We start from the raw sequence: 23965 nt of genomic DNA on the forward strand, positions 1-23965 counted from the left end.
TACATTTATTTATTAATTTTCTTCAGTGTCTTTTCGGTTTTTCTTTAACATTTTAGATAGCATTTCATACACGATTGGTACAACTACTAATGTTAATAATGTTGAAGATAGTAAACCACCAATTACGGTAATCGCCAGGTCTTTTGAAATTAGACCACTGCCACCATTACCGATTGCCATTGGAATCATCGCACCGATTGTTGCGATAGCAGTCATTAGGATTGGACGTAAACGAGTTGCCCCTGCCTCTAAAATAGCCTCGCGCATAGCAAGTCCGTCACGTTCCATATGGATAATGCGGTCTACTAATACAATGGCGTTTGTTACAACGATACCTATTAGCATTAATAGTCCCATCATAACAGAAACAGAAATAGTTTGATTTGTGACGTACAAGCCGACAAATGCACCGATTACTGCGAATGGTAGTGAGAACAGAATAGCGAATGGTGCTAAACCTTCACCGAATGTAACTACTAGAATGAAGTAAACAATCGCGATTGCAGCTAACATAGCAATGCCAAGTTGTGTGAATGTTTCTTGCATATCTGCAGCCACACCTGCAACGCCAGTCGTTACACCTTTAGGTAAATCTAATTTATCAATTTCTTTATCAGCAGCTGAAGTTGCTTTTGAAATATCGTCACCTTTAATCGTGCCAGAAACTTTTGCGAAATACTCACCTTTTGAGCGAGATAATGTGTTTAACGTAGTGCCTTCTTCTTTTGTTACTAACTCACCGATTGTCATTGTTGTGCCTAAAGCTGTTTGGATTTTAGTAGCTAATACATCATCAATTGATTTAGCTGCAGCTTTTTCTTCGCGTTGTACAATAACATCGATATCTTCACCATCATACTGAACTTTAGTTAAAACTTCAGGCGATGTATTTTCATTTAAAGCCATTACAATTTGAGCAGTAGTTAAACCGTATTGTAGAACATTCTTTTGATCTACTTTTAAGGTATGCTCAACAAATGGATCTTCATTATCAGACTTGATTTCTTCTAATCCATCAACTTCTTTTAATGCGCCTTCCACTTGTTTCACGGCTTTACGAAGCTTATCTAGATTTTCACTATATAATGTGTAACTTACTTCATTTGAAGATCCCGACATTGATGAGAAGTTTTGAGATTTCCATTCTCCTGATTGACCAATGTTCGTTACATAGTCTTCTACTTCTTCGCGTGCTTCAGGGAAGTTCTCCATATCTGGATCGAAGATGAGGTACATTAAGGCACCGCCAGCGCCGCCACCCATCATCATTGCCGAAGGATCAACATGTTTAGGGTCATTGATAGAAACTTGCAAAATATCTACGTCTTTGCGTTTCATTAATTCTTTTTCTACTTTTGCAACGTTTGCTTCTGTATCTTTCATTAGCTCGCCTGTAGCAGGAGTATACGTTAAGTACATAACCTTTTCTTCTTGTGAGCCCATGAAGCTGAAGCCAATAAGTGGTGTTAAAGCAAGAGAACCAACAAGCAATACGATCGCAATAACTGATGTAATGATTTTATGGTTTAATGTTTTCTCTAATACACCTTTATACCAAAGAGCTAGTTTACCAACTTCTTTATGTTGACTTTCTTTTTTCTCACCGTATATTTTTTTACGGAATAGGAAGTGAGATAAAGCAGGGACTATGGTAATAGCCACTATTAATGAAGCACCTAGCGCAAATGACATTGTTAACGCAAACGGCATGAATAATTCACCAACCATACCGCCTACAAACATTAGTGGGGCGAATACTGCCACAGTTACTAATGTAGAAGAAAGGATTGGTTTGAACATTTCAATTGTCGCTTCACGAATAAGAGCACGACCTGTTAGTTTTTCTTCTTTTAAATGGATACGTCGATAAATATTTTCAACAACTACAATGGAGTCATCGATGACACGACCAATTGCTACGGTAATCGCACCGAGAGTCATAATGTTTAATGTGATATCCATCCAGTTTAAGAGTAGTAATGCCATGAATACTGAAACTGGGATAGAAATAATCGAAATAATTGTTGATTTGAAATCACGTAAAAATAGTAAAATAATTAATACGGCAATGGCACCACCGAATACTGCTTTTTCAATCATTGTGAAGACTGAATCTTCAATTGGTTTACCTTGGTCAAGTGAGATATCCACTTTTAAGCCGTCTAATGATTTTTCTTCGTCTTTCATTAAATCTTTCACTGCATTTACGACTTTTACCGTATTTGCATCTTGAGCTTTAACGATTTGAATCGCAATCGCATCTTCGCCATTTGTACGTGATACAGATTGTACTTTACCTTCGACTTCAATCGTTGCAATATCGCCTAAGCGAACGAATGGTGAAGGATTTGTAGCTGAAGGTGTGACTGGGATCAATAAGTCTTTTAACTGATCGATAGATTGTACTTTACCGTCTACTGATACGGCCTGTTCGCCAACAGTAAATTGGTATAAACCAAGTGATAGTGACATATCACTTGCTTGAATCATTTGCTTGACAGAATCCTCTGTTAAGCCGAGAGCAGCCATTTTCGCTTGATCATATTTAAATGATATTTCATTAATGTGCTGGCCGTTGATAGTTGCTGAAGCAACGCCATCAATTTTTTCGATTTTAGGAAGTAAAATGTCTTCAACTGTTGACGTTAATTCAACAATATCTTCCTTAGAGCTACTAACTGATAAAGCGACAACAGGCATCATATTCATGCTAATTGCCATAACTGTAGGCTTTTGGACACCTTCAGGTAATTTGATAGATTCTAGAGCGGACTCTAATTGGCGTTTTTTCTCATCCATATCAATTCCGTAGTCGTATTCAACTTGAACTTGTGCTACGTTTGAAGAGGAGTTTGAGTAAACAGCCTTTACATCTTCTAAGCTTTCTATTGACTTTTCAAATGGCATGGAAAGCTCATTCATAACCTGTTCAGGTGTTGCGCCTGGATATACACCCATTACAATTAAATATGGTATAGAAATATCAGGTATGGATTCCATTTTCATTTTTGTACCTGAATAAATACCAGAGACAGTGATGATAATTGTTAATAACCACACTGCCAATTTGTTTTTCAATACGAAATTAACTAAACCTTTCACCTTTACACCTACCCTTTATTGACTAACTTGATTCAGTTATTTATACTAATGACTAATCGGTCATTTGTCAACGATATACATTAGGAGAGAATTAAAAGTATGTTAAAAAAGCAACTTATTATGGAGAAAGCGTTGGAGCTTTTCTCGGAACAAGGCTTTGAAGCTACATCTGTACAGCAAATTACAGAGCGATGTGGAATTTCAAAAGGTGCATTTTATTTATCTTTCAAAACAAAAGACGAGCTTATAATTTCCATGGTAGAGAACTATCTACAACGGTTTGTTACAGATGTTGACCAAGTAGTCAAAAGTTCCCTTAGTAAAGATATCAAATTAGTTGAGTTTTATAAAAGTATTTTTCAAGCATTTAAAAACCATGCTGCACCTGCCCGTGTGTTTTTTAATGAGAAAGTACTTCTTTCAAAAAAAGAGTTGTTTCAGAAAATTATTGCCTATGATGTTGAAATGTCTAAGTCGATTATCTATATGCTGGAACAGCTATATCAAGATGAACTCCACGAGACAAAATATGATGTCATGTATTGTATTAAAGGGTTTATGAAAAGTTATTCAGAACTTTTTATTTTTTCCGATATACCACTCGATTTAGATCAATTGGCTAGATCTCTAGCTGAAAAGACGGAAATTATTGCACGGCATACGACGATTCCATTTATAACCGAAGAGCTCGTTCAATTAACAGCGAAACCTTGTAATGAAGAAGTTTCACAGGAATCTTTACTAGAATTAATTGGACAACATTTAGATGGCTTAGAAGAGTCTATAGAACGCGAGTCTCTTGAATTATTAAAAGTTCAAATCGAAAATACAACCTATAGTAAACCGATTTTAAAAGGATTGATTGAAAATCTACGCTTGCAGCCAGATCATAGATGGGTTGCTTATGTAATAGCTAAATACTTTAATATTTAGGCATGGAACAGGATTGCTCACTCTCAAGGGTGAACAATCCTATTTTATTGACATTAAAGAGAGGTCGTACGAATAATTGAAGTTTTAGTGGCTCTTATGTAATAGTCTAGGGAGTAAAATTGAGTTGTTATTACTATATACGAAACAAATAGCAAAGAGGTTTCAGAAAAATGAAAATAAAAAAACTACGCAAATTTGCGTAGTTTTTTGTAATGAGGTTAAACCTCCATAATAATCGGTAAAATCATAGGTCGACGTTTTGTTTTTTCAAATAAATATGGTCCCAATACGTCAGTAATTTCATTTTTCAGCTCAGTCCATTGAGGAGTCTTGCTTTGAATTGACTCATTCAGGTGACGATTTAGCATTTTTTGTGCTTCATTAATCATCGTACCTGACTCACGCATATAAACAAAGCCTCGTGAAATAATGTCTGGGCCAGAAACCATTTTTTGATTTTCCATATCCACACTTACAACAACGATCACTAAACCTTCTTCAGAAAGAATGCGTCGATCACGTAAGACGATATTGCCGATATCTCCAATACCATTGCCATCAATATAAACGTCTCCTGAAGGGATACGACCTGCAACATGTGCTTCATTGGCACTTAATGCTAGCACGTCACCATTCTCCATAACGAATGAATTTTCAAGTGGAACATCACAATCTTCTGCTAGATGAGTATGCATTTTCAACATACGGAATTCACCGTGAATTGGCATAAAGAATTTAGGCTTCATTAAGCGTAGCATCAATTTTTGTTCTTCTTGAGAACCGTGACCAGACGTATGGATATTATTAAGTGCACCATGAATAACTTCTGCACCTGCACGGAAAAGTAAGTTGATAATCTTATTTACACTTACCGTATTTCCTGGTACTGGCGAAGAAGAGAAGATAACTGTGTCACCAGGCTGAATTTGGATTTGACGATGTGTGCCATTTGCGATACGAGAAAGGGCCGCCATCGGTTCACCTTGAGAGCCTGTACATAATATCATTACTTCATTGGCAGGGAGACGATTAATGCTTTGGGCATCAATAAATGTATCCTTTGGTGCATTAATATAGCCTAGTTCACGACCGATTGTAATGGCATTGTCCATCGAACGTCCGAAGACAGCAATTTTTCTTCCGTATTTTATAGCAGCATCTGTTGCTTGCTGTAAACGGTGAATATTGGATGCGAAAGTTGCAAAAATGATACGACTATCAACCTTGCGGAAAATTTCGTCGATACTTTTTCCAACTGTACGCTCTGACATAGTGAAATTCGGCTTTTCTGCATTTGTACTATCTGAAAGTAAGCATAGTACTCCGTCACGTCCGATTTCAGCCATTTTTGTTAAGTTGGCTGGCTCGCCTACGGGTGTAAAATCAAATTTAAAGTCACCTGTATGCACGATGTTACCGGGTGGTGTTTTTACAACAATCCCGTAAGCATCTGGAATACTATGTGTTGTTCTAAAGAAGCTAACAGATGTTTTTCTGAACTTAATAACATCCTCTTCTTTGATTTCGATAAGCTTTGTTGTACGTAGTAAGCCATGTTCGTCTAACTTATTGCGAAGTAAGCCAAGTGCAAGCTTACCACCGTAGACAGGGACATTTACTTGACGTAATAAGTAGGGAATACCACCGATATGGTCTTCATGTCCATGGGTAATGAATAATCCTTTAATCTTGTCGACGTTGCGTACTAAATACGTATAGTCCGGAATAACATAGTCAATACCGAGTAAGTCGTCTTCTGGGAATTTAATGCCGGCATCAATTAAAATGATTTCATCTTGAAATTGAACGCCGTAAGTGTTTTTGCCGATTTCGCCCAGTCCGCCGAGCGCGAAAACAGCTGCTTGGTCATTTTTAACAAACTTCATGTTTGTTAAATTTCCTCTAAGACGAAGTTCGGACTTGCTTGTTCGTAAGCTAAATAGTTACCTTCAAGCAGTTGAATGAACTCGATGTTGTAGTTTCGGTCTTTTAGCTTTTCACGTACTTCGCGGTCTGAAGCAGCTTCAAGGTATAGACTTTTAGTATTTTCGCGAACTGGAATTTCATTTGCTTTTTCTTGGTAATAAACTTTGTAAATCATAGTTTGCTCTCCTTTTATTGCGTACAATTTTTTGCAGCTTTGACTAATACCACGCACGTACTACAAGAAAAAACAACGAATTTCTAGTATACTAATGGCGAAATTAGGCGTTTGAAGTTCTTGTATCTCAGTGTTTTAATCCAGACGTAATTACAACAAGTTGCAATTGAATAAAGCAATGAGCCAGTGGTTGCACATAGCCAAATAAATGCATTTCCTTTATATTATCACGCAGTTACTCTAAAATAAAGAAAAGCCCTTCAAATAATGAAGGGCAAATGTTAGGCAATTGATTTTTTTCCGAGTACGCCGCGAAGTTGCTTCAACAATTTGCGTTTGAGTTTCTTCAGCATGGCACATCACTCCTTAGGATCATTATAATGGAAAATCATACCTCTGTAAAGTCGTTGGCCTTTGCAGAATAATACATAATGAAGGGGACTATAAGATGAAGAAAATATTATTTTTTGATGTAGATGGTACGCTTTATAATAGTGAGAAAATATTACCTGCTTCTGCGAAAGAAGCGCTTTTTGAGGCTCGTCGAAATGGCTATGAGCTAGCGATTGCAACTGGCCGTGCGCCTTTTATGATTCAAACCTTACTAGAAGAGTTGGATATTAATACGTATGTGACATTTAATGGGCAATATGTTGTTTATCGTGGTGAGGTTGTCTATACAAATGGTGTTGAGAAAGACGAGCTAGCCGAAATCATTGCCTTTGGCGAAGCACGGAACGAACCTGTAGTATTTTTAGATGACAAGCAAATGATTGCATCTGTTGAAAATAACGCTATGGTGGCAGAAAGCTTAAATACTTTAAAATACCAGTATCCAAATTTAGACTCAACTTATTATATGCAGAACGATGTATATCAAACACTTATTTTTATGGAAGAAAAAGATGAACATTTATATCGTGAAGCATTTCCTAATGTGCAGTTTGTACGCTGGCATCGCTATTCTTGTGATATTTTACCAAATGGAGGCTCGAAGGCTGTTGGTATTGAAAAGGTTCTTGAAAAAATGGGGCTGACACTAAATGATGCCATTGCTTTTGGGGATGGTATGAATGATATAGAAATGCTACAGGCTGTTGGGACAGGTGTGGCGATGGGGAATGGACATGAGAGAGTAAAGGCTATTGCTACCCATATTGCGGAGCATGTAGATGAGGATGGCCTTGCTAAAATCATGCGCCAATTAAATATTATCTAAAGAAATGAAAGAGAAGCAACTAGTTGGAGGATTGACTGCAGCTAGTTGCTTTTTTTAGTGAATTTCACAAGCGTGTTGATTAACCATTTTTATCTACTCTTATTAATTAGAAGACTCTGATTCAGTTTCTATGTTTGTTCTTACTATTTTTAACTGTACACCTTTATCCGTGAAATGATTGATTGTTTTTTTAGAGAGTCCACAATCTGTAATAATCATATTTACGGCATCTGCTGGACAAACTTGAATAGCGACATCTTTGTCAAATTTTGAAGAGTCAGCTGCTACATACACAGTTTGGGAAATATTGATAATTTGTTTTCGGGTAATAGCCTCCTCTAAATTGAAATCTGAAATTCCTTTTTCAATCGACACCCCACTAGCACAAATAAAAGCTTTATTAATATTTAGATGATCGAAGCGGAAGAGGAAATCATTAGACGTTACAGATTTTTCTGAATGCCGAACTTTACCGCCGATAATGATCACTTCGATATTGGAGCCGATTAAATCAAAGGCTACAGGAAGTGAGTTTGTAATAACGGTTAATTTTTCTTTTTCTAATAAAAAAGGTGTCATTTGATATGTGGTCGTTCCACTATCTAAAAAAATACACTCCCCATCTTGTACTAAAGAAGCGCAAGCTTTTGCGATCGCGATCTTTTCTGGTAGCTGTTCATGAAGTCGGTTATCCATCAACCCCTCAACAGGTTCAATATATTTAACACCGCCATAAAACTTCTCCATCTTCCTATCTAGCACAAGCTGTTGAATATCACGACGGATTGTTTCCATTGAAACGTTAAACTCTTTTGTTAATGTTACTAATTTTACTACTTTATGTTTCCGAACAAATTGCAAAATATGCTGTTGCCTTTCTATTGTATACATTTCATCACCTCTACTAAATAATAATCGAAATGAACGCAACCTTGTCAAAAGTTGGTCAGAATTTACTCAACATTTACACAAATCTGTAATTCCTTTTACAAATTGTCCCTATACTAAGGTTCAGAACTAAAGAGAGGTGACCAATTTGTTAGAACTAAAAAATATCTCGAAAAACTATAAAAATAAAAAAGTTTTAATGAATATAAATTTAAACATTCAATCGGGTGAAATAGTTTCGTTACTAGGACCGAGTGGTTGTGGGAAAACAACTTTACTCAATATTATTCTAGGTCTTACTCAACAAACGAATGGACAGCTTTTTTACAACGGACAAGATATATCGAAACAATCTATGCAAGATCGAGGGTTTAATATTGTTTTTCAGGACTTTGCGTTGTTCCCGCATTTAAATGCTTATGACAATATCGTCTATGGTTTGAAAAATAAAAAAGAAGGAATGTCAAAAAAAGAGGTGCAGGAATATATAGACTTTTTAGAACTGACCCCACATTTACATAAAAAGATTCATGAGTTATCAGGCGGGCAAAAACAGCGTGTCTCTATAGCTAGAACGCTTGTGATGCAGCCTAAAATATTATTGTTGGATGAACCGTTAAGTGCGCTTGATGGTGTGATAAAGGAATCGATTAAGGAACGTATTCAATCCATTGCTCACCAATTTAATTTAACGACAATCATTGTCACGCACGATCCAGAGGAAGCTCTCACACTATCAGATAAAGTGCTAATTATTAATGAGGGAACTGTTTCGCAATTTGGAACGCCGCAAGAAATAGTAAATACACCAGAAAACCAATTTGTTGAAGATTTTATATTAAGACAGCTTCATATAAAACGTCATAACATTTATCAGCTATTTGGAGAATCGTATGCTTAAAACAAATAAAATAATGAAATTGATTTTTCTTCCGATTATTTTCTTTTTTGTATTCTTTTTAATTGTTCCGTTACTGTATATGTTTTGGCAATCTTTAAAAAAGGGGAAGGCCATCACCATTCAAAACTATGTGGAAACATTGCAAAATGTGGAGATTCGTGATGCGTTTTTCAATAGTTTTCAAGTCTCTTTAATAGCAGCTTTGATCACGACAATTTTGGCTTTTTTATTGGCCTATGCTGTTCATTTTACAACGATGCATCGATTTACGAAAAAGCTTGTTCAAGTGGGTATTACATTACCGATGCTATTACCAACCATAACATATGGCTTTGTACTGATTTATACCTTTGGCAATCAAGGGATTATTACGAAGATACTTGGTCAGCCCTTGTTTACGGTTTATGGATTTAACGGTTTATTAATTGGTTATGTGCTGTATACATTGCCTGTTGCTTTTATATTAATGCAAAATTCTATGCAATATATTGATAAAAGATTTCTGCTAGTTTCCATGCTGATGCATGATCGTCCATACCGAAGATTTTATCATACAGTATTTCGTCCGATGCTAGGGACGATTGGTGGGGCATTCATACTATCGTTTGTGTTAAGTTTTACAGATTTCGGGATACCTGCGTCAGTTGGTGGTAGCTACAAAGTTATTGCTACTGAGCTATATCAAGCGATGCTTGGTTCCATTGTACATTTCGAGAGAGGTGCAGTGATTTCGATTTTAATGTTAGTACCTGCAGTGCTTGGTGTCGTTATGTTAACAATTTTGGAACGATTTAATTTTCATTATAAGGAGGTTTCTAAAAGTGACCTCGTTGTCCATCGTTTCCGTGATGTAATGTTTACTGTTTTCTCGTTTGTTTGTGTAGGTGCGGTATTAATCATGTTTTCAACAATATTTATAATACCTTTTACGAAAGGATATCCATATGATTTCAGCTTTACATTTGAGCATGTGAAAAACGTACTAGCTGAACAGGGCTTGAAGCAAGTTTATATGAACTCGCTAATAGTGGCTGTTTTGACAGCTGTTTTAGGTGTGGCTGTAGCGTTTGTGTCCGCTCTATTAAATGTACGAACACCGCTTAAAGGAAGGAAAAGCATAGATTTTGCTTCAATGGTTACGAATACTGTGCCGGGCATGGTACTTGGTCTGTCTTACTTGTTTTTCTTTAATGGGAGTTCCTTAAAAGGGACATTCCTCATCATTATTGCGTGTAATGTCGTTCACTTCTTTACAACACCATATTTAATGGCGAAAAATTCATTGCAAAAAATGGATCCGACATGGGAAGTGACAGCAGAGCTATTAAAAGATTCATGGTTGAAAACGGTTATTCGCGTTATTTTACCGAATATTAGACCTACGATTTATCAAATGTTTAGCTATTATTTTTTAAACGCTATGGTGACTGTTAGCGGGGTAATTTTCCTTGTTAGCACGAAAACGATGCTTGTATCGACACGTATAAAAGAACTTCAACATTTCGCGAAGTATACAGACATTTTTGTTCTATCGATTTTTATTTTATGTACAAACCTCATTGTGAAATTAGGTTGTGACTATATAGCAACACCTAAAGAAAAAACAAAGGAGCATAAAGATGAAAAAATCAACAGTAATGATGTTAGGTACAGTTAGCTCAGCAATTGTTTTGGCTGCATGTGGAGGAGTGGAAGCGGGTTCGAACGATCAAGTTATTATTTATTCAAATGCGGATGATGAAGCAATTGATGTCATGGAAGCAACATTAGATAACAAGGGGTATAAAGGTAAATATTTAATACAATCATTCGGAACGTCTGAACTGGGCGGGAAAATAATGGCGGAGGGGAAAGACATTGAGGCAGATGTCGTAACAACAGCTTCTTATTTTATAGAAAGTGCGCAAAAATCTAAATCTATGTTTGTAGATGTATCTTCTGATTTAAAGCCTTTAGATGATGGTTCTACATTTGCATTACCGATTTTAGGGAATAGCGGCTCGATTTTTATTAATACGGATTTATTAAAACAAAAAGGTTTGCCAGTTCCAACATCTATAAAGGATTTAACAAACCCTGCCTATAAAGATTTATTGTCATTTCCTAATATTCTAGACTCGTCAACAGGTTGGTTGTTAGTGCAGGCCATTATTAATGAGTATGGAGAAAAAGAGGGTAAAGAACTATTAGCTGATTTAATCAAAAATGCTGGACCGCATATCGAAAGCTCGGGCTCTGGGCCTATTAAAAAAGTAAAAACGGGCGAGGTAGCTGTAGGGTTTGGTCTACGGATTCAAGCTATTGATGCTAAAAAAGAAGGGATACCGATTGATTATATCGATCCAATAGAAGGTAACTTTACATTAACAGAATCAGTGGCTGTAGTAGATAAAGAGGGGGATGAAGCGTTAGCGCATGAAATAGCCAAAGTAATCGCAACGGAGGCCCGCCCTGATTTATTGAAGCAATATCCTGTAGCTCTTTATGAAGGTGAGCAAGTAAATGAAGAGTATGTGCCTAAACATTTAAAGAAATGGGACACGACATTAACGGTAGACCTATTGGAAAAACATCAAGCTTTCTTTAAAGAAGCGCAAAAATAAGGAGATATCAATTTTATGAACAACTATAAATTGTTAACGCCAGGTCCTTTAACGACAACTGCAGCAGTAAAACAAGAGATGTTAAAAGATCGTTGCACATGGGATGACGATTATAAAAGTGTCACACAAACAATACGTAAGCAGCTTTTAGAGTTAGCACAAGTGACAGAAACGGATTATACAACGGTTCTTATGCAGGGAAGTGGTAGTTTTGTTGTAGAATCTGTGTTAACAACTGCTGTTGGAGAGGAAGATAAAGTACTTATTATCACAAATGGTGCTTACGGTGAACGCATTGTTGAAATGGCAAAAGTGCTTAAACTACAGCACGCGGTCTATAGTGTTCCTTATAATGAACAGCCGTCACCACTCGAAGTGAAAGCGCTGTTGGAAAGTGATTTAACAATAACACATGTGGCTATTGTACATTGTGAGACGACAACGGGTATTTTAAATCCTATTCATGAAATAGGAGGCGTTGTCAAAGGGTTGGATAAAACGTTTATCGTTGATGCGATGAGTAGCTTCGGTGGCGTACCAATGGATTTAAAAGCATTAGGGATTGATTATTTAATTAGCAGTGCTAATAAATGTATCCAAGGGGTACCTGGATTTGGGTTTGTTATCGCAAAGATTGATGAATTAGAAAAGTGTAAAGGGCAAGCTAGAAGTGTTGCATTAGATTTATATAATCAGTGGGAAGTGATGAAACTCGATGGAAAATGGCGTTTTACATCCCCTACACATGTAGTAGCAGCTTTTGCGAAGGCATTAGAGGAACTTGTGGAAGAAGGAGGGATACGTGCTCGTTACGAACGATATGCGAATAATAATCGTATACTTCGTACTCAATTGCAAGCACTTGGTTTTAACGCTTATATTTCAGAGGGGTTACAATCACCTATTATTACGACATTTTTATTCCCTTATGAAGGGTTCTCCTTCGATCATTTCTATAGTGCGATGAAAAAAGCAGGATTTGTCATTTATCCGGGGAAACTAACAGATGTGGATACATTCCGAATTGGCAATATTGGAGATATTCATGAAGATGATATGAAGACATTGTGTAAGGTTATCGAAAATTATATGGTGGTGATAAAAAAATGAAGATTGAAGCGATTATTTTAGATTGGGCAGGTACAACTGTTGATTTTGGTTGCTTTGCTCCTGTGAATGTTTTTCTTACAGTTTTTGAAGATGTGGGAATCAAGGTTACGCTAGAGGAAGCACGTAAACCGATGGGCATGTTGAAAATAGATCATATTCGTACAATGCTTGAAATGCCAAGAATTCGTGAGGCATGGAACGAAAAGTATGGACGAGATTTTACGCAAGAGGATGTCTACGCTTTATATATGCAGTTTGAATCAAAGTTAATGGAATCTTTAGCGACTTACACGGATCCGATTCAGTATGTGATAGAAACGATACAACAATTAAAAGAAGAGGGTATTCGTATCGGTTCCACAACGGGATATACAGACTTGATGATGGAGGTAGTGACTCCGCATGCAGCGGCTAAAGGATATGAACCTGATTTTTTAGTAACACCTACTCAATTAGGAGATAAAGGACGCCCTTACCCATATATGATTTTTAAAAATATGGAGGCATTAGGGATTAAGTCAACGAAGCAAGTGGTGAAGATTGGTGATACAACTTCAGATATTCAAGAAGCTCTAAATGCAGGTGTATGGGCTGTTGGTGTTATTATTGGCAGCTCTGAAATGGGGTTATCTGAAGAAGAGTATTGGGCTTTATCTGAAGAAGAGCAGCAATTTGCTGTTGAAAAAACAGCAATAATATTTAAAGAAACAGGTGCGCATTATACGATTCGAACGATGAAAGAGCTCCCTGCATTATTGGAAAAAATTAATGAACGTTTAGAACGAGGAATCGTAACGGTTTAATGCCTCAGGTGGATGCTAGACTAATCCCGAAGTTAAAGTGTCAGATGAATATCATAGCGAGGCAAGAAAAAGTAAACCCCGCAGTTTAAAAAAACTGCAGGGGTTTGCTTTCTTTTTCGTGCGCCTAATCGCGCTCATATGGTGTAGAATCTGGAATTTCCGCAAATGGATTTTTTTCATTGATGCGGTCGTAAAACATAACGCCGTTAAGGTGGTCTAATTCGTGTTGGAAGGCTATAGCAGGCATTCCTTTAAGGCGCATTTTTTTCTCTTCACCGTCAACGGTTTTAAATTTAACTGTAACACGAGCATGACGCGGTACATAGCCTGGAACATTGCGATCTACAGAAAGACAGCCCTCGCCTGTTGCAAGGTACGTGTTTTCTACTGAGTGACTAACGATTTTTGGGTTGATTGCTACAAAACTTAATTGTTCGCCATTCTCGTCTGTTAAATGAAGGGCAAACATTCGATGGAGGCTATTTACTTGATTGGCAGCTAGTCCAATGCCGCTACGTAGGTTATATTTATCTGCCATTTCGGGATCTTGGCTGTATATTAAATATTGAAGCATGTCTTCTGCGAGTTGTTTTACTTCATCAGTTAAAGGGAATTTTACCTCCTCGGCTTTTGTGCGTAAAGTCGGATGACCTTCGCGAATAATATCATCCATTAAAATCATATATGAATCTTCCTTTCGACTTTGTAGTGTCTTACTTATAAGTATACATCACGTCTTTAAACAATCACATGAAAAAAACCTTATTTGAATATACTTAAAAAATTTTTCAATAGCTATTAGATTGTCTGAAACTGGGCATTCTACTATTGGTAATCATGTAGGAGAACGTAATAATTGAGTACCTTTAATATGGTGTTATAATACAGAAAAAATTAATTAATGGTACAGTATGGAACAGAGTTGTTTAATTGTTATGTTAGAAAAAATCTTTGTTTGTACGCGTAATATATGATTGACCGACAGTATTTTATTCAGTATACTGAGTGCAAAGAATAAGTTGTACTAGTTGAAACGGTGATTTATTTTAATACAGCTGAAAGGGAGATGTGACAAATGAGCAAGAAAAACAATAATATTTTTGATGCTAAACAAACGCTAACTGAAATCGAAGATAAGTTTGAAATGTTTCAAATTTTGAATGAAGAAGGCGAAATTATAAATGAAGAGGCAGACCCAAAGCTATCTGATGAGGAACTAGTTGAGTTAATGACGCGTATGGTTTATACACGTATTTTAGACCAACGATCTATCTCTCTTAACCGTCAAGGTCGCTTAGGCTTCTATGCACCAACTGCTGGGCAAGAAGCTTCACAACTTGCGTCACACTTTGCATTAGAAAAAGAAGATTGGATTTTACCGGGTTACCGTGATGTACCACAAATCGTATGGCATGGTTTACCTTTAGATAAAGCGTTTTTATTCTCACGCGGTCATTTTGCGGGGAACCAAGTTCCTGAGGGCGTAAACGTATTAGCACCTCAAATTATTATCGGTGCACAATATATTCAAGCAGCAGGTGTAGCTCTTGGTATTCAAAAACGTGGTAAAAAGGCAGTGGCAGTAACTTATACAGGTGATGGTGGTTCATCACAAGGGGATTTCTATGAAGGCATTAACTTTGCAGGTGCATTTAAATCACCAGCAATCTTCATTGTACAAAATAACCAATTCGCCATTTCAACACCTCGCGAATTACAAACAGCTGCAAAAACAATCGCTCAAAAAGGTGTAGCAGCAGGCTTACCAAGTATTTTAGTAGATGGAATGGATGCGCTAGCAGTTTACGTAGCAACACGTGATGCACGTGAGCGCGCAGTAAATGGCGAAGGTCCAACTTTAATTGAAACAATGTGCTATCGCTATGGTCCTCATACAATGGCAGGGGATGACCCAACGCGTTACCGTACATCAGATACAGATAATGAATGGGCACAAAAAGACCCTCTTGTACGCTTCCGTAAATACCTTGAGGCAAAAGGTCTGTGGGATGAGCAAAAAGAAGAGGCTGTTATTGAGCGTGCAAAAGAAGAAATTAAAGAAGCAATCAAAAAAGCCGATGCTGCTCCAAAACAAAAAGTAACAGAGTTAATGGAAAACATGTATAAAGGCGAAATGCCATCTAATTTAAAAGAACAGTATGAAATCTACAAAGAGAAGGAGTCGAAATAACCTATGGCACAAATGACGATGATTCAAGCAATTACAGATGCACTTCGCACAGAATTAAAGAATGATGAAAACGTTCTTGTATTCGGAGAAGATGTAGGTGTCAACGGTGGGGTATTCCGCGCAACTGAAGGCCTACAAAAAGAATTTGGTGTTGACCGTGTATTCGATACACCGTTAGCAGAATCAGGTATTGGTGGCTTAGCGGTCGGTCTTTCTCTACAAGGTTTCCGTCCGGTTCCTGAAATCCAGTTCTTCGGCTTTGTATATGAAGTAATGGACTCAATCAGTGGTCAATTAGCACGTATGAGCTACCGTAGCGGTGGTGTCTATAATGCACCAGTAACAATCCGTTCTCCGTTTGGTGGAGGTGTGCATACACCTGAAATGCACTCTGATAGCTTAGAAAGCTTAATGACAGCACAGCCAGGTTTAACAGTTGTTGTGCCATCAACACCATACGATGCTAAAGGTTTACTTATTTCATCTATTCGAAATGATAACCCAGTCATTTTCTTAGAGCATTTAAAATTATATCGTTCATTCCGTGAAGAGGTACCTGAGGAAGCATACGAAATTCCACTAGGTAAAGCGGATGTAAAACGTGAAGGTAAAGATTTAACAATTATTGCCTACGGTTTAATGGTTCACGAAAGCTTAAAGGCAGCAGAGGAACTAGAAAAAGAAGGTCACTCTGTAGAAGTAATTGATTTACGTACAATCCAACCAATTGATATTGAGACAATTATTGCGTCTGTTGAAAAAACAGGTCGTGCAATCGTTGTACAAGAGGCTCAAAAACAAGCAGGTATTGCTGCAAACGTAGTGGCTGAAATTACAGAGCGCGCGATTTTAAGTTTAGAAGCACCTGTACTTCGTGTAGCTGCACCAGATACTGTGTACCCATTCCCACAAGCTGAAGGTGTTTGGTTACCGAACTATAAAGATGTAATGGAAACAGCTAAAAAAGTTTTAACATTCTAATGTAACTTCTAAACTTGAAAGACAGCAAATAGAAAGGATGGGTACACATGGCATTTGAATTTAGATTACCGGATATTGGCGAGGGTATTCACGAAGGCGAAATTGTTAAGTGGTTCGTTAAAGCTGGAGATACAGTAAAAGAAGACGATATTCTTTGTGAAGTACAAAATGATAAAGCAGTAGTAGAGATTCCGTCTCCAGTTGAAGGGACAGTAGAAGAAGTTTTAGTAGGAGAAGGCACAGTAGCAGTTGTTGGTGATGTCTTAATCCGCCTTGATGCACCTGGCTATGAAGATTTAAAGCTAAAAGGTGATGACCATGCTGAAGCGAAAACAGAGGCTCAAGTTCAGGCGACTGCTGAGTATGGTAAGGAAGTAGCAAAGGCACCTGTTGAAGTTGAGCAGGCTCCAGAGAAAGCTACTGAAAAGACTGAAACTGTTGTGGTAGCTGAAGATAATAAGCGTATCATTGCAATGCCATCAGTACGTAAATTTGCACGAGACAATGATGTGAATATTCGTGAAGTTAATGGTACAGGCAAAAATGGTCGTATTTTAAAACAAGATATTGAGAATTTCCTAAAAGGTGGAGGCGTTGTAGAGGCTGAAGCAGCAGCACCAGTGGCTAATGAAGAAGCTGTGCAGCAAGAAACAACTACACAAGTAGCACCAGTAGTCCTTGAAGGTGATTTCCCAGAAACACGTGAGAAAATGTCGGGCATTCGAAAAGCGATTGCAAAAGCGATGGTTCACTCGAAACAAACGGCTCCACATGTTACACTAATGGATGAAGTCGATGTAACAGCTCTAGTAGCACATCGCAAAAAATTCAAAGATATCGCTGCTGAAAAAGGTGTTAAATTAACGTACTTACCATATGTAGTTAAAGCGCTAATTTCAACTTTACGCGAATTCCCAGAATTTAACCGCTCATTAGATGATGCAACACAAGAAATTATTCAGAAGCATTATTACAATATTGGTATTGCAGCAGATACAGAAAAAGGCTTGCTAGTACCAGTTATTAAGCACGCGGATCGTAAATCTGTTTTTGCAGTATCAAATGAAATTAATGAATTAGCGACTAAAGCGCGTGAAAGCAAGCTTGCACCACATGAAATGAAGGGCGCTTCGATGTCGATTACGAATATCGGCTCTGCAGGAGGACAATGGTTTACTCCGGTAATTAATCATCCTGAAGTAGCGATACTAGGTATTGGTCGAATTTCAGAAAAACCTGTAATAAAAAATGGTGAAATTGTAGCCGCACCTGTGTTAGCATTATCATTGAGCTTTGATCATCGTATGATTGATGGAGCCACTGCGCAAAATGCTTTAAATCACTTAAAGCGTTTGTTAAGTGAACCAGAATTATTATTAATGGAGGCGTAACAAAAATGGTAGTAGGAGATTTTCCAATCGAAACAGATACTCTTGTCATTGGTTCAGGTCCTGGAGGATATGTAGCAGCAATTCGTGCAGCTCAAACTGGCCAAAAAGTAACAATCGTTGAAAAAAATGTACTTGGTGGTGTGTGCTTAAACGTAGGTTGTATCCCATCAAAAGCATTAATTTCAGTAGGTCACCGTTTTGAGCATGCTAAACATTCAGATGACATGGGTATCATCGCTTCTGATGTGAAATTAGACTTCTCAAAAGCACAAGCATTTAAAGACAGCGTTGTTAAAAAATTAACTGGCGGTGTTGAAGGCTTACTTAAAGGTAATAAAGTTGAAATTGTACAAGGTGAAGCTTATTTCGTTGACGCTCATTCAGTGCGTATCATCAATGGTGAATCTGCTCAAACTTACACATTTAACAATGTAATTATCGCAACGGGTTCTCGCCCAGTTGAAATTCCAACATTTAAATTCTCTGATCGCGTACTAAATTCTACTGGCGCACTTTCTTTACAAGAAGTACCAGGTAAATTAGTCGTTATCGGTGGAGGCTATATTGGTACAGAGTTAGGTTCAGCATATGCTAACCTTGGCTCACAAGTAACAATTATCGAAGGCGGAAAAGATATCTTAGCTGGCTTCGAAAAACAAATGACACAAATCGTGAAAAAAGGCCTTAAAAAGAAAGGCGTTGAAATGGAAGTAAACGCATCTGCAAAAGGCGTTGAAGAAACAGAAAACGGCGTAGTAGTAACATATGAAGTTGGCGGAGAAGAGAAAAAAGTTGAAGCTGACTACGTATTAGTAACTGTAGGTCGTCGTCCAAATACAGATGAAATGGGCCTTGCTGAAATCGGTGTTGAATTCGGTGAACGTGGTCTTATCAATGTTGACAAACAATGCCGTACAAATATTCCAAACATCTATGCAATTGGTGATATTGTAGCTGGTCCTCAGCTTGCTCATAAAGCATCTTACGAAGGTAAAGTTGCTGCTGAAGCAATCGCTGGTGAAAAATCAATCGTTGATTATTTAGCTATTCCTGCTGTATGCTTCACAGATCCAGAAATGGCAACAGTTGGTTATAACGAAGATGAAGCGAAAGCTGAAGGCATCGAATACACTGCAGCGAAATTCCCATTCGCAGCAAATGGTCGTGCACTTGCATTAAACCAAACAGAAGGTTTCGTGAAGCTAGTTGCGCGTAAAGAAGATGGCTTATTAATCGGTGCTCAAATCGTAGGTGCTGGTGCATCAGATATGATCGCTGAAATGGGCTTAGCTATTGAAGGCGGTATGACTGCTGAAGATATCGCGTTAACAATCCATGCTCACCCAACATTAGGTGAAATTACAATGGAAGCTGCTGAGGTATTACTTGGCAATCCAATCCATATTGTAGCAAAAAAATAATAAAGTTTATGAAAACGGCTATAAAGCATTTGCTTTGTAGCCGTTTTTTTGTATATTACATGTAATTTTGATAAAGTAATTATATCGAATGAATATTCTAAAAATATAGTTCGGTTGGGAACGTATTACATACCGGATAGACTTTGTGTCAAATAAATCTAGTAATTGACTGCTAGATGTCCGGAAATGATAACGATGTCTTTGAAACAAGGGAAGTTGAACAAAATACTGGGGTGATAAAAATGGAACTAGGCTTAAAGGGGAAAGTAGCAGTTATTACAGGCTCAAGTAAGGGAATTGGCTATTATACAGCGATGCAGCTTGTGAAAGAGGGAGCGAAGGTTGTACTTTGTGCTCGTGGTGAAAAACAGCTTCAAGTGGCTGCTGGCTGTATTAAAAATGAAACAGGCGAGGACGTTTTAATTGTACCAACTGATATTACAAAAGAAAAAGATTGTAAGTACTTAATAGAACGAGCAGTAGAGCATTTTGGTCGCCTTGATATTCTGATTAATAATGCAGGTACAGCTTCAGCAAATCCATTTGAATCGGTTAGTAGTGAGCTATGGCAGGCTGATGTAGATTTAAAGGTGTTTGGTGCTGTCAATTGTTCAAAATATGCTGCACCTCATTTGCGTAAGGTTGGTGGCGGTGCAATAGTTAATGTAACTGCGGTAATGGCTAAAACACCACCGGCAAGCTCACTCCCTAGTACTGTAAGTCGTGCGGCAGGTCTGGCATTAACGAAAGCTATGAGCAAAGACTTAGGAAAAGATAATATACGTGTGAACTCTGTTTGTATTGGGCTTATTCGTAGTGATCAAATAGAGAAGACATGGAAAGAGGCAGAACCCGAGCTATCGTGGGATGAGTATTCTCGTAAAGTAGGTCAAGCAATTCCACTTGGTCGTGTAGGGGATACTCAAGAAGCGGCAAATGTCATTACTTTTTTAGTATCTGATGCAGCTAGTTATGTGTCTGGCACTTCTGTAAACATTGATGGCGGTTCTGGACACGCATTATAGATACATAAAAGAGTGAAGAGAATAGGTTCTCTCCACTCTTTTTTATTCTTCTTCATTAATAATGACATTTTTACCACGCATTTTCATAAAGATCGGTATGAGTAACCAAGACACTGCAACAATTAGAAATACTAATGATAATGGCTTACTTACAAAAATTGAGAAATCACCATTTGAAATAGTTAAAGCGCGACGCATATTGTTCTCGATCATAGGGCCTAAAACTAGGGCTAGTACTAGCGGTGCTACAGGATAGTCGTTTTTGGCGAAAAGATATCCGAGTATACCACAGGCAAGTAATAAATATAAATCGAACGTCGTATATTGAACAGCATAAACGCCAAAGAATGATATAGCTATTATTATAGGTAATAAATATTTCTTTGGAGTTTCAATGACCTTTGCAAAAACACGAACAAGTGGCATATTCAAAATTAATAACATTAAGTTACCGATAAACATACTCGCGATTAAACCCCAAGCCACTTCAGGATGCTCGTCGAAAAGTAAGGGACCAGGTTGAATATTATACATAATGAGTGCCCCCATTAAAATAGCGGTAGTTCCAGAACCAGGGATACCTAATGTTAATAATGGAATCATTGCGCCACCCGAAGCTGCGTTGTTCGCTGATTCAGGTCCAGCTACACCAGCAATATGACCTTTACCGAATTGCTCTGGTGTTTTACTGAATTTTTTCTCGGTAATATAAGAAAAGAAAGAAGCAAGAGTTGCTCCAGCCCCTGGTAAGACACCAATGAAAAATCCTAAAAATGAGCCACGTGCAATGGGTACCATACTATCTTTAAAATCTTGCTTTGTTGGGAAAACGCGATTAATCTTCGCAATTTGACCGTCATCGTTGTCTTTTTCAAGTATTGTTTTGAATACTTCACCTAAGGCAAATAAACCAACTGCAATTGTCAAAAATTCAATCCCAGAGAACAGTGTTGGTTGACCAAATGTAAAACGTTCGATTCCAGATACAGCATCAATCCCGATTGTACCAATCATTAAACCAAGCACCGTCATGATTAAAGCTTTTGTAATCGAGCGCCCAGCTAGTCCACTAACTGCGGCAAGACCTAATAGCATTAAAGAAAAATATTCAGCAGGGCCGAATTTTAATGCGATACTTGATAAAGGCTTTGCTAATAGTACAAGGCCAAGCAATGCTATAATGCCTGCGCAAAATGAGCCAATCGCCGCAATAGCAAGAGCACTACCGGCACGACCTTGTTTAGCCATTTGATAACCATCTAGTGTTGTAACAACAGAAGAAGATTCTCCGGGTGTATTCAATAAGATAGAAGTAGTTGAGCCGCCGTACATAGCTCCGTAATATACGCCTGCAAGTAAAATAATGGAACTTGCAGCGGCAGCTTCAGTTGGTAGCCCTGAAGTAAGTGTTGCAGTAACTGGAATGAGTAAAGCAACTCCACTCATTGGACCTATTCCAGGAAGTACTCCAACCGCAGTTCCGATAATAACACCGACGAACGCAAATAATAAATTTTGCCATTGAAAGGCAACTGCAAAGCCATCTGCTAGAAATTGCAATGTTGTCATGTTTTCACTCCTTTACATTAAAAAGTTGGGAAACTAGGCAAAGATCCTCCTAAAATAACTGAAAATACATAATAAATGCCAACTGAAAAAGCGACTGAAATACTAATAGAAGCTAATATTTTTCCTCGTTCCATCGTTTGGAAACCGATTAATAAAAAGATAAATGTTGTAATAACGTAACCTACTATTTCAAGAAAAAATACATAGGCAATCGCACTAATAAATAGTATTAGAAACTTCTTTAGTTCAATGGGTGTTGTTTGTGATGATGTTTTTGTGTTTCTCACTATTTTTGACTTCGCAGCTTGTTTCCATGTCTCGTAGAAGAGCCGTAAACTTAGTAAAATTAGAACTATACCTAATCCCAAAGGAAATGATTTGGGTCCAACTGTGGATCCATATGCACTATCAGAAATTTGTGTTGCTTCTGTGATAAATAAAATACCAATGATGAAAAATGCAATACTCGAAATTTTATCGAAAGTTTGGCTCAAACGTTTTATCCTCCCCTTGAGAAAAGCGACTATTAAAGTCGCTTTTCTTTATTTTTGCATACCTAAGGCTGTTAAAAGTTCAACGATTATTTTATTTTGTTGATCTAAATACTTTGTGAATTCTTCAGCATTGCGGTACTCACTTTGCCAGCCATTACGCGCTACTTCAGATTTCCACTCATCCGTTTCTACCATTGCTTGTAATTTTTCGGACCAGTATGCAAAAGCATCTTTTGACATATTTTTCGGACCAAAAATACCGCGCCAAATTGTAAACTCTTCATCAATACCTGCTTCTTTAAATGTTGGTACATCGGCTAGTTCACCTTCTAAACGATCTGAAGAACTGACTGCTAGTACGCGGACATCACCTGATTTTACATAAGTTGCAATTGTCGAGGCATCTGTGGCAATTACATCGGCATTACCTCCTAAAAGCGCGGCAACAGCTTCACCACCACCATCATAAGAAACGTATTTAACTGTTTTTAAATCGATTCCTGATTTAAATGCCGGAATAATACCTATCAAATGATCCATGGAACCAGGTGAAGATCCTCCTGCAAGTGTTACATTTTGTGGATTAGTTTTTAAAGCATTTAACATGTCATTTAGGGTTTTGTAAGGCGAATCCTTTTTAACAACAATTGCACCATAGTCACGCGTTAACTGTGCTATTGGCGTTGTATCCTTGTAACCAAATTTACTGTTTCCTTCAGCTTTTTCATGATTAATCAAAATAGGTGGTGATTTTACCATTAGCATGTAGTCATTATTAGATTCTTTAGTTGCAAAAGTAGCCATAAATACTGCGCCTCCGCCACCAGGTTTGTTTTCGACTTGAATTGGTTTTTCAATAAGTTTCGTATCATTCATCGTTTTAGAAATTGCACGTGCTGTTAGATCCCAGCCACCTCCAGCGCCAGAAGGAGCAACAATCGTAATATTGTTTTTTGGATAATTGCTTACTTTCTTTTCTTCTGTGCCCTCATCGCTTGAAGAATCTGAAGAAGTACAGCCTGCTAAAGTAGCTAATAAAAGTGCAGCTGTTGCAAATTTCATCCATGTTTTCCACATAAGAAATCCCCCTTGTAAAAGAAATATGGTAGCGCTGGAATTGCGAGCGCTACCATAAATTTACCGTATATTCTGACAATGACAATGTTGTGATAATAATGATAATTTATTTCATTTTGATCATAAAGTTTATTCTGCATTAACAATTAGTAAATT

20 protein-coding genes are annotated in these 23965 nt (G+C 37.6%); 12 read left to right on the plus strand and 8 right to left on the minus strand.

The features are described from left to right. Positions 1 to 12: 12 nt before the first annotated feature. The gene (locus tag B1B04_RS02170) at positions 13 to 3102 is read right to left on the minus strand and encodes an efflux RND transporter permease subunit (RefSeq protein WP_079559691.1); all 3090 of its coding nucleotides are present in this window, start codon (positions 3100 to 3102) and stop codon (positions 13 to 15) included. Between the two features lie 99 nt (positions 3103 to 3201). Here B1B04_RS02170 and B1B04_RS02175 point away from each other — a divergent pair, with 99 nt between their 5' ends. Further along, positions 3202 to 4035, plus strand: coding sequence for a TetR/AcrR family transcriptional regulator (locus tag B1B04_RS02175; protein WP_079559692.1), 834 nt, complete (start codon positions 3202 to 3204; stop codon positions 4033 to 4035). A gap of 218 nt (positions 4036 to 4253) precedes the next feature. Here B1B04_RS02175 and rnjA read toward each other — a convergent pair whose 3' ends face one another. Further along, complete coding sequence (gene rnjA / locus B1B04_RS02180) at positions 4254 to 5921, minus strand: ribonuclease J1 (protein ID WP_079559693.1); 1668 nt, start codon at positions 5919 to 5921, stop codon at positions 4254 to 4256. A 5-nt stretch (positions 5922 to 5926) separates the two neighbouring features. Continuing rightward, entirely contained in the window at positions 5927 to 6136 is a 210-nt protein-coding gene (locus B1B04_RS02185) for a DNA-dependent RNA polymerase subunit epsilon (RefSeq protein ID WP_079559694.1), read from the minus strand. Positions 6137 to 6584: 448 nt separating this feature from the next. Between B1B04_RS02185 and B1B04_RS02190 the strand changes: the two genes are divergently transcribed. Then, the gene (locus tag B1B04_RS02190; RefSeq protein ID WP_079559695.1) at positions 6585 to 7355 is read left to right on the plus strand and encodes a Cof-type HAD-IIB family hydrolase; all 771 of its coding nucleotides are present in this window, start codon (positions 6585 to 6587) and stop codon (positions 7353 to 7355) included. 102 nt (positions 7356 to 7457) lie between these two features. Here B1B04_RS02190 and B1B04_RS02195 read toward each other — a convergent pair whose 3' ends face one another. Then, the gene (locus B1B04_RS02195) at positions 7458 to 8246 is read right to left on the minus strand and encodes a DeoR/GlpR family DNA-binding transcription regulator (RefSeq protein WP_079559696.1); all 789 of its coding nucleotides are present in this window, start codon (positions 8244 to 8246) and stop codon (positions 7458 to 7460) included. Between the two features lie 145 nt (positions 8247 to 8391). Here B1B04_RS02195 and B1B04_RS02200 point away from each other — a divergent pair, with 145 nt between their 5' ends. The 5 genes from B1B04_RS02200 to phnX are packed head-to-tail and all read left to right on the plus strand — an operon-like array spanning position 8392 to position 13660. After that, the gene (locus tag B1B04_RS02200; protein ID WP_079559697.1) at positions 8392 to 9144 is read left to right on the plus strand and encodes an ABC transporter ATP-binding protein; all 753 of its coding nucleotides are present in this window, start codon (positions 8392 to 8394) and stop codon (positions 9142 to 9144) included. Beyond that, positions 9137 to 10801: an ABC transporter permease subunit gene (locus B1B04_RS02205; RefSeq protein WP_079559698.1), complete on the plus strand. Its 1665-nt coding sequence runs from the start codon at positions 9137 to 9139 to the stop codon at positions 10799 to 10801. The genes B1B04_RS02200 and B1B04_RS02205 overlap by 8 nt, the downstream gene beginning before the upstream one ends. Continuing rightward, positions 10764 to 11747 (plus strand): extracellular solute-binding protein, encoded by a 984-nt coding sequence (locus B1B04_RS02210; protein WP_079559699.1) that lies wholly within the window; start codon positions 10764 to 10766, stop codon positions 11745 to 11747. Before B1B04_RS02205 ends, B1B04_RS02210 begins: the two co-directional genes overlap by 38 nt. 15 nt (positions 11748 to 11762) lie before the next feature. Beyond that, positions 11763 to 12857 carry a 2-aminoethylphosphonate--pyruvate transaminase gene (gene phnW / locus B1B04_RS02215; RefSeq protein ID WP_079559700.1) on the plus strand — a complete coding sequence of 365 codons (1095 nt, stop codon included), beginning with the start codon at positions 11763 to 11765 and terminating at the stop codon, positions 12855 to 12857. Beyond that, positions 12854 to 13660, plus strand: coding sequence for a phosphonoacetaldehyde hydrolase (gene phnX, locus B1B04_RS02220; protein WP_079559701.1), 807 nt, complete (start codon positions 12854 to 12856; stop codon positions 13658 to 13660). The genes phnW and phnX overlap by 4 nt, the downstream gene beginning before the upstream one ends. A gap of 124 nt (positions 13661 to 13784) precedes the next feature. On the opposite strand, the gene def is transcribed toward phnX, so the two are convergent. Next, positions 13785 to 14342, minus strand: coding sequence for a peptide deformylase (gene def / locus B1B04_RS02225; RefSeq protein ID WP_079559702.1), 558 nt, complete (start codon positions 14340 to 14342; stop codon positions 13785 to 13787). Between the two features lie 393 nt (positions 14343 to 14735). Between def and pdhA the strand changes: the two genes are divergently transcribed. The 5 genes from pdhA to B1B04_RS02250 all read left to right on the plus strand — a co-directional run bounded on the left by pdhA (position 14736) and on the right by B1B04_RS02250 (position 20669). After that, positions 14736 to 15851 (plus strand): pyruvate dehydrogenase (acetyl-transferring) E1 component subunit alpha, encoded by a 1116-nt coding sequence (gene pdhA / locus B1B04_RS02230; RefSeq protein ID WP_079559703.1) that lies wholly within the window; start codon positions 14736 to 14738, stop codon positions 15849 to 15851. 3 nt (positions 15852 to 15854) lie between these two features. Continuing rightward, positions 15855 to 16832, plus strand: coding sequence for an alpha-ketoacid dehydrogenase subunit beta (locus B1B04_RS02235; protein ID WP_079559704.1), 978 nt, complete (start codon positions 15855 to 15857; stop codon positions 16830 to 16832). A 47-nt stretch (positions 16833 to 16879) separates the two neighbouring features. Then, positions 16880 to 18223: a dihydrolipoamide acetyltransferase family protein gene (locus B1B04_RS02240; RefSeq protein WP_079559705.1), complete on the plus strand. Its 1344-nt coding sequence runs from the start codon at positions 16880 to 16882 to the stop codon at positions 18221 to 18223. 5 nt (positions 18224 to 18228) lie between these two features. Beyond that, on the plus strand, positions 18229 to 19644 hold the full coding sequence (lpdA, locus tag B1B04_RS02245) for a dihydrolipoyl dehydrogenase (protein ID WP_053483451.1): 1416 nt from the start codon (positions 18229 to 18231) through the stop codon (positions 19642 to 19644). A gap of 242 nt (positions 19645 to 19886) precedes the next feature. After that, entirely contained in the window at positions 19887 to 20669 is a 783-nt protein-coding gene (locus B1B04_RS02250; protein ID WP_079559706.1) for an SDR family NAD(P)-dependent oxidoreductase, read from the plus strand. Between the two features lie 42 nt (positions 20670 to 20711). Here the strand turns inward: B1B04_RS02250 and B1B04_RS02255 are convergent, their stop codons facing one another. Genes B1B04_RS02255 through B1B04_RS02265 form a run of 3 tightly spaced genes read right to left on the minus strand, consistent with a single transcriptional unit; the run spans position 20712 to position 23809 of the window. After that, positions 20712 to 22238, minus strand: coding sequence for a tripartite tricarboxylate transporter permease (locus B1B04_RS02255; protein WP_079559707.1), 1527 nt, complete (start codon positions 22236 to 22238; stop codon positions 20712 to 20714). A 17-nt stretch (positions 22239 to 22255) separates the two neighbouring features. Next, positions 22256 to 22732: a tripartite tricarboxylate transporter TctB family protein gene (locus B1B04_RS02260; RefSeq protein ID WP_079559708.1), complete on the minus strand. Its 477-nt coding sequence runs from the start codon at positions 22730 to 22732 to the stop codon at positions 22256 to 22258. A gap of 48 nt (positions 22733 to 22780) precedes the next feature. Continuing rightward, on the minus strand, positions 22781 to 23809 hold the full coding sequence (locus B1B04_RS02265) for a tripartite tricarboxylate transporter substrate binding protein (RefSeq protein ID WP_079559709.1): 1029 nt from the start codon (positions 23807 to 23809) through the stop codon (positions 22781 to 22783). Positions 23810 to 23965 lie beyond the last annotated feature (156 nt).

The organism is Lysinibacillus sp. KCTC 33748 (genome assembly GCF_002237755.1).
GTDB lineage: Bacteria > Bacillota > Bacilli > Bacillales_A > Planococcaceae > Lysinibacillus.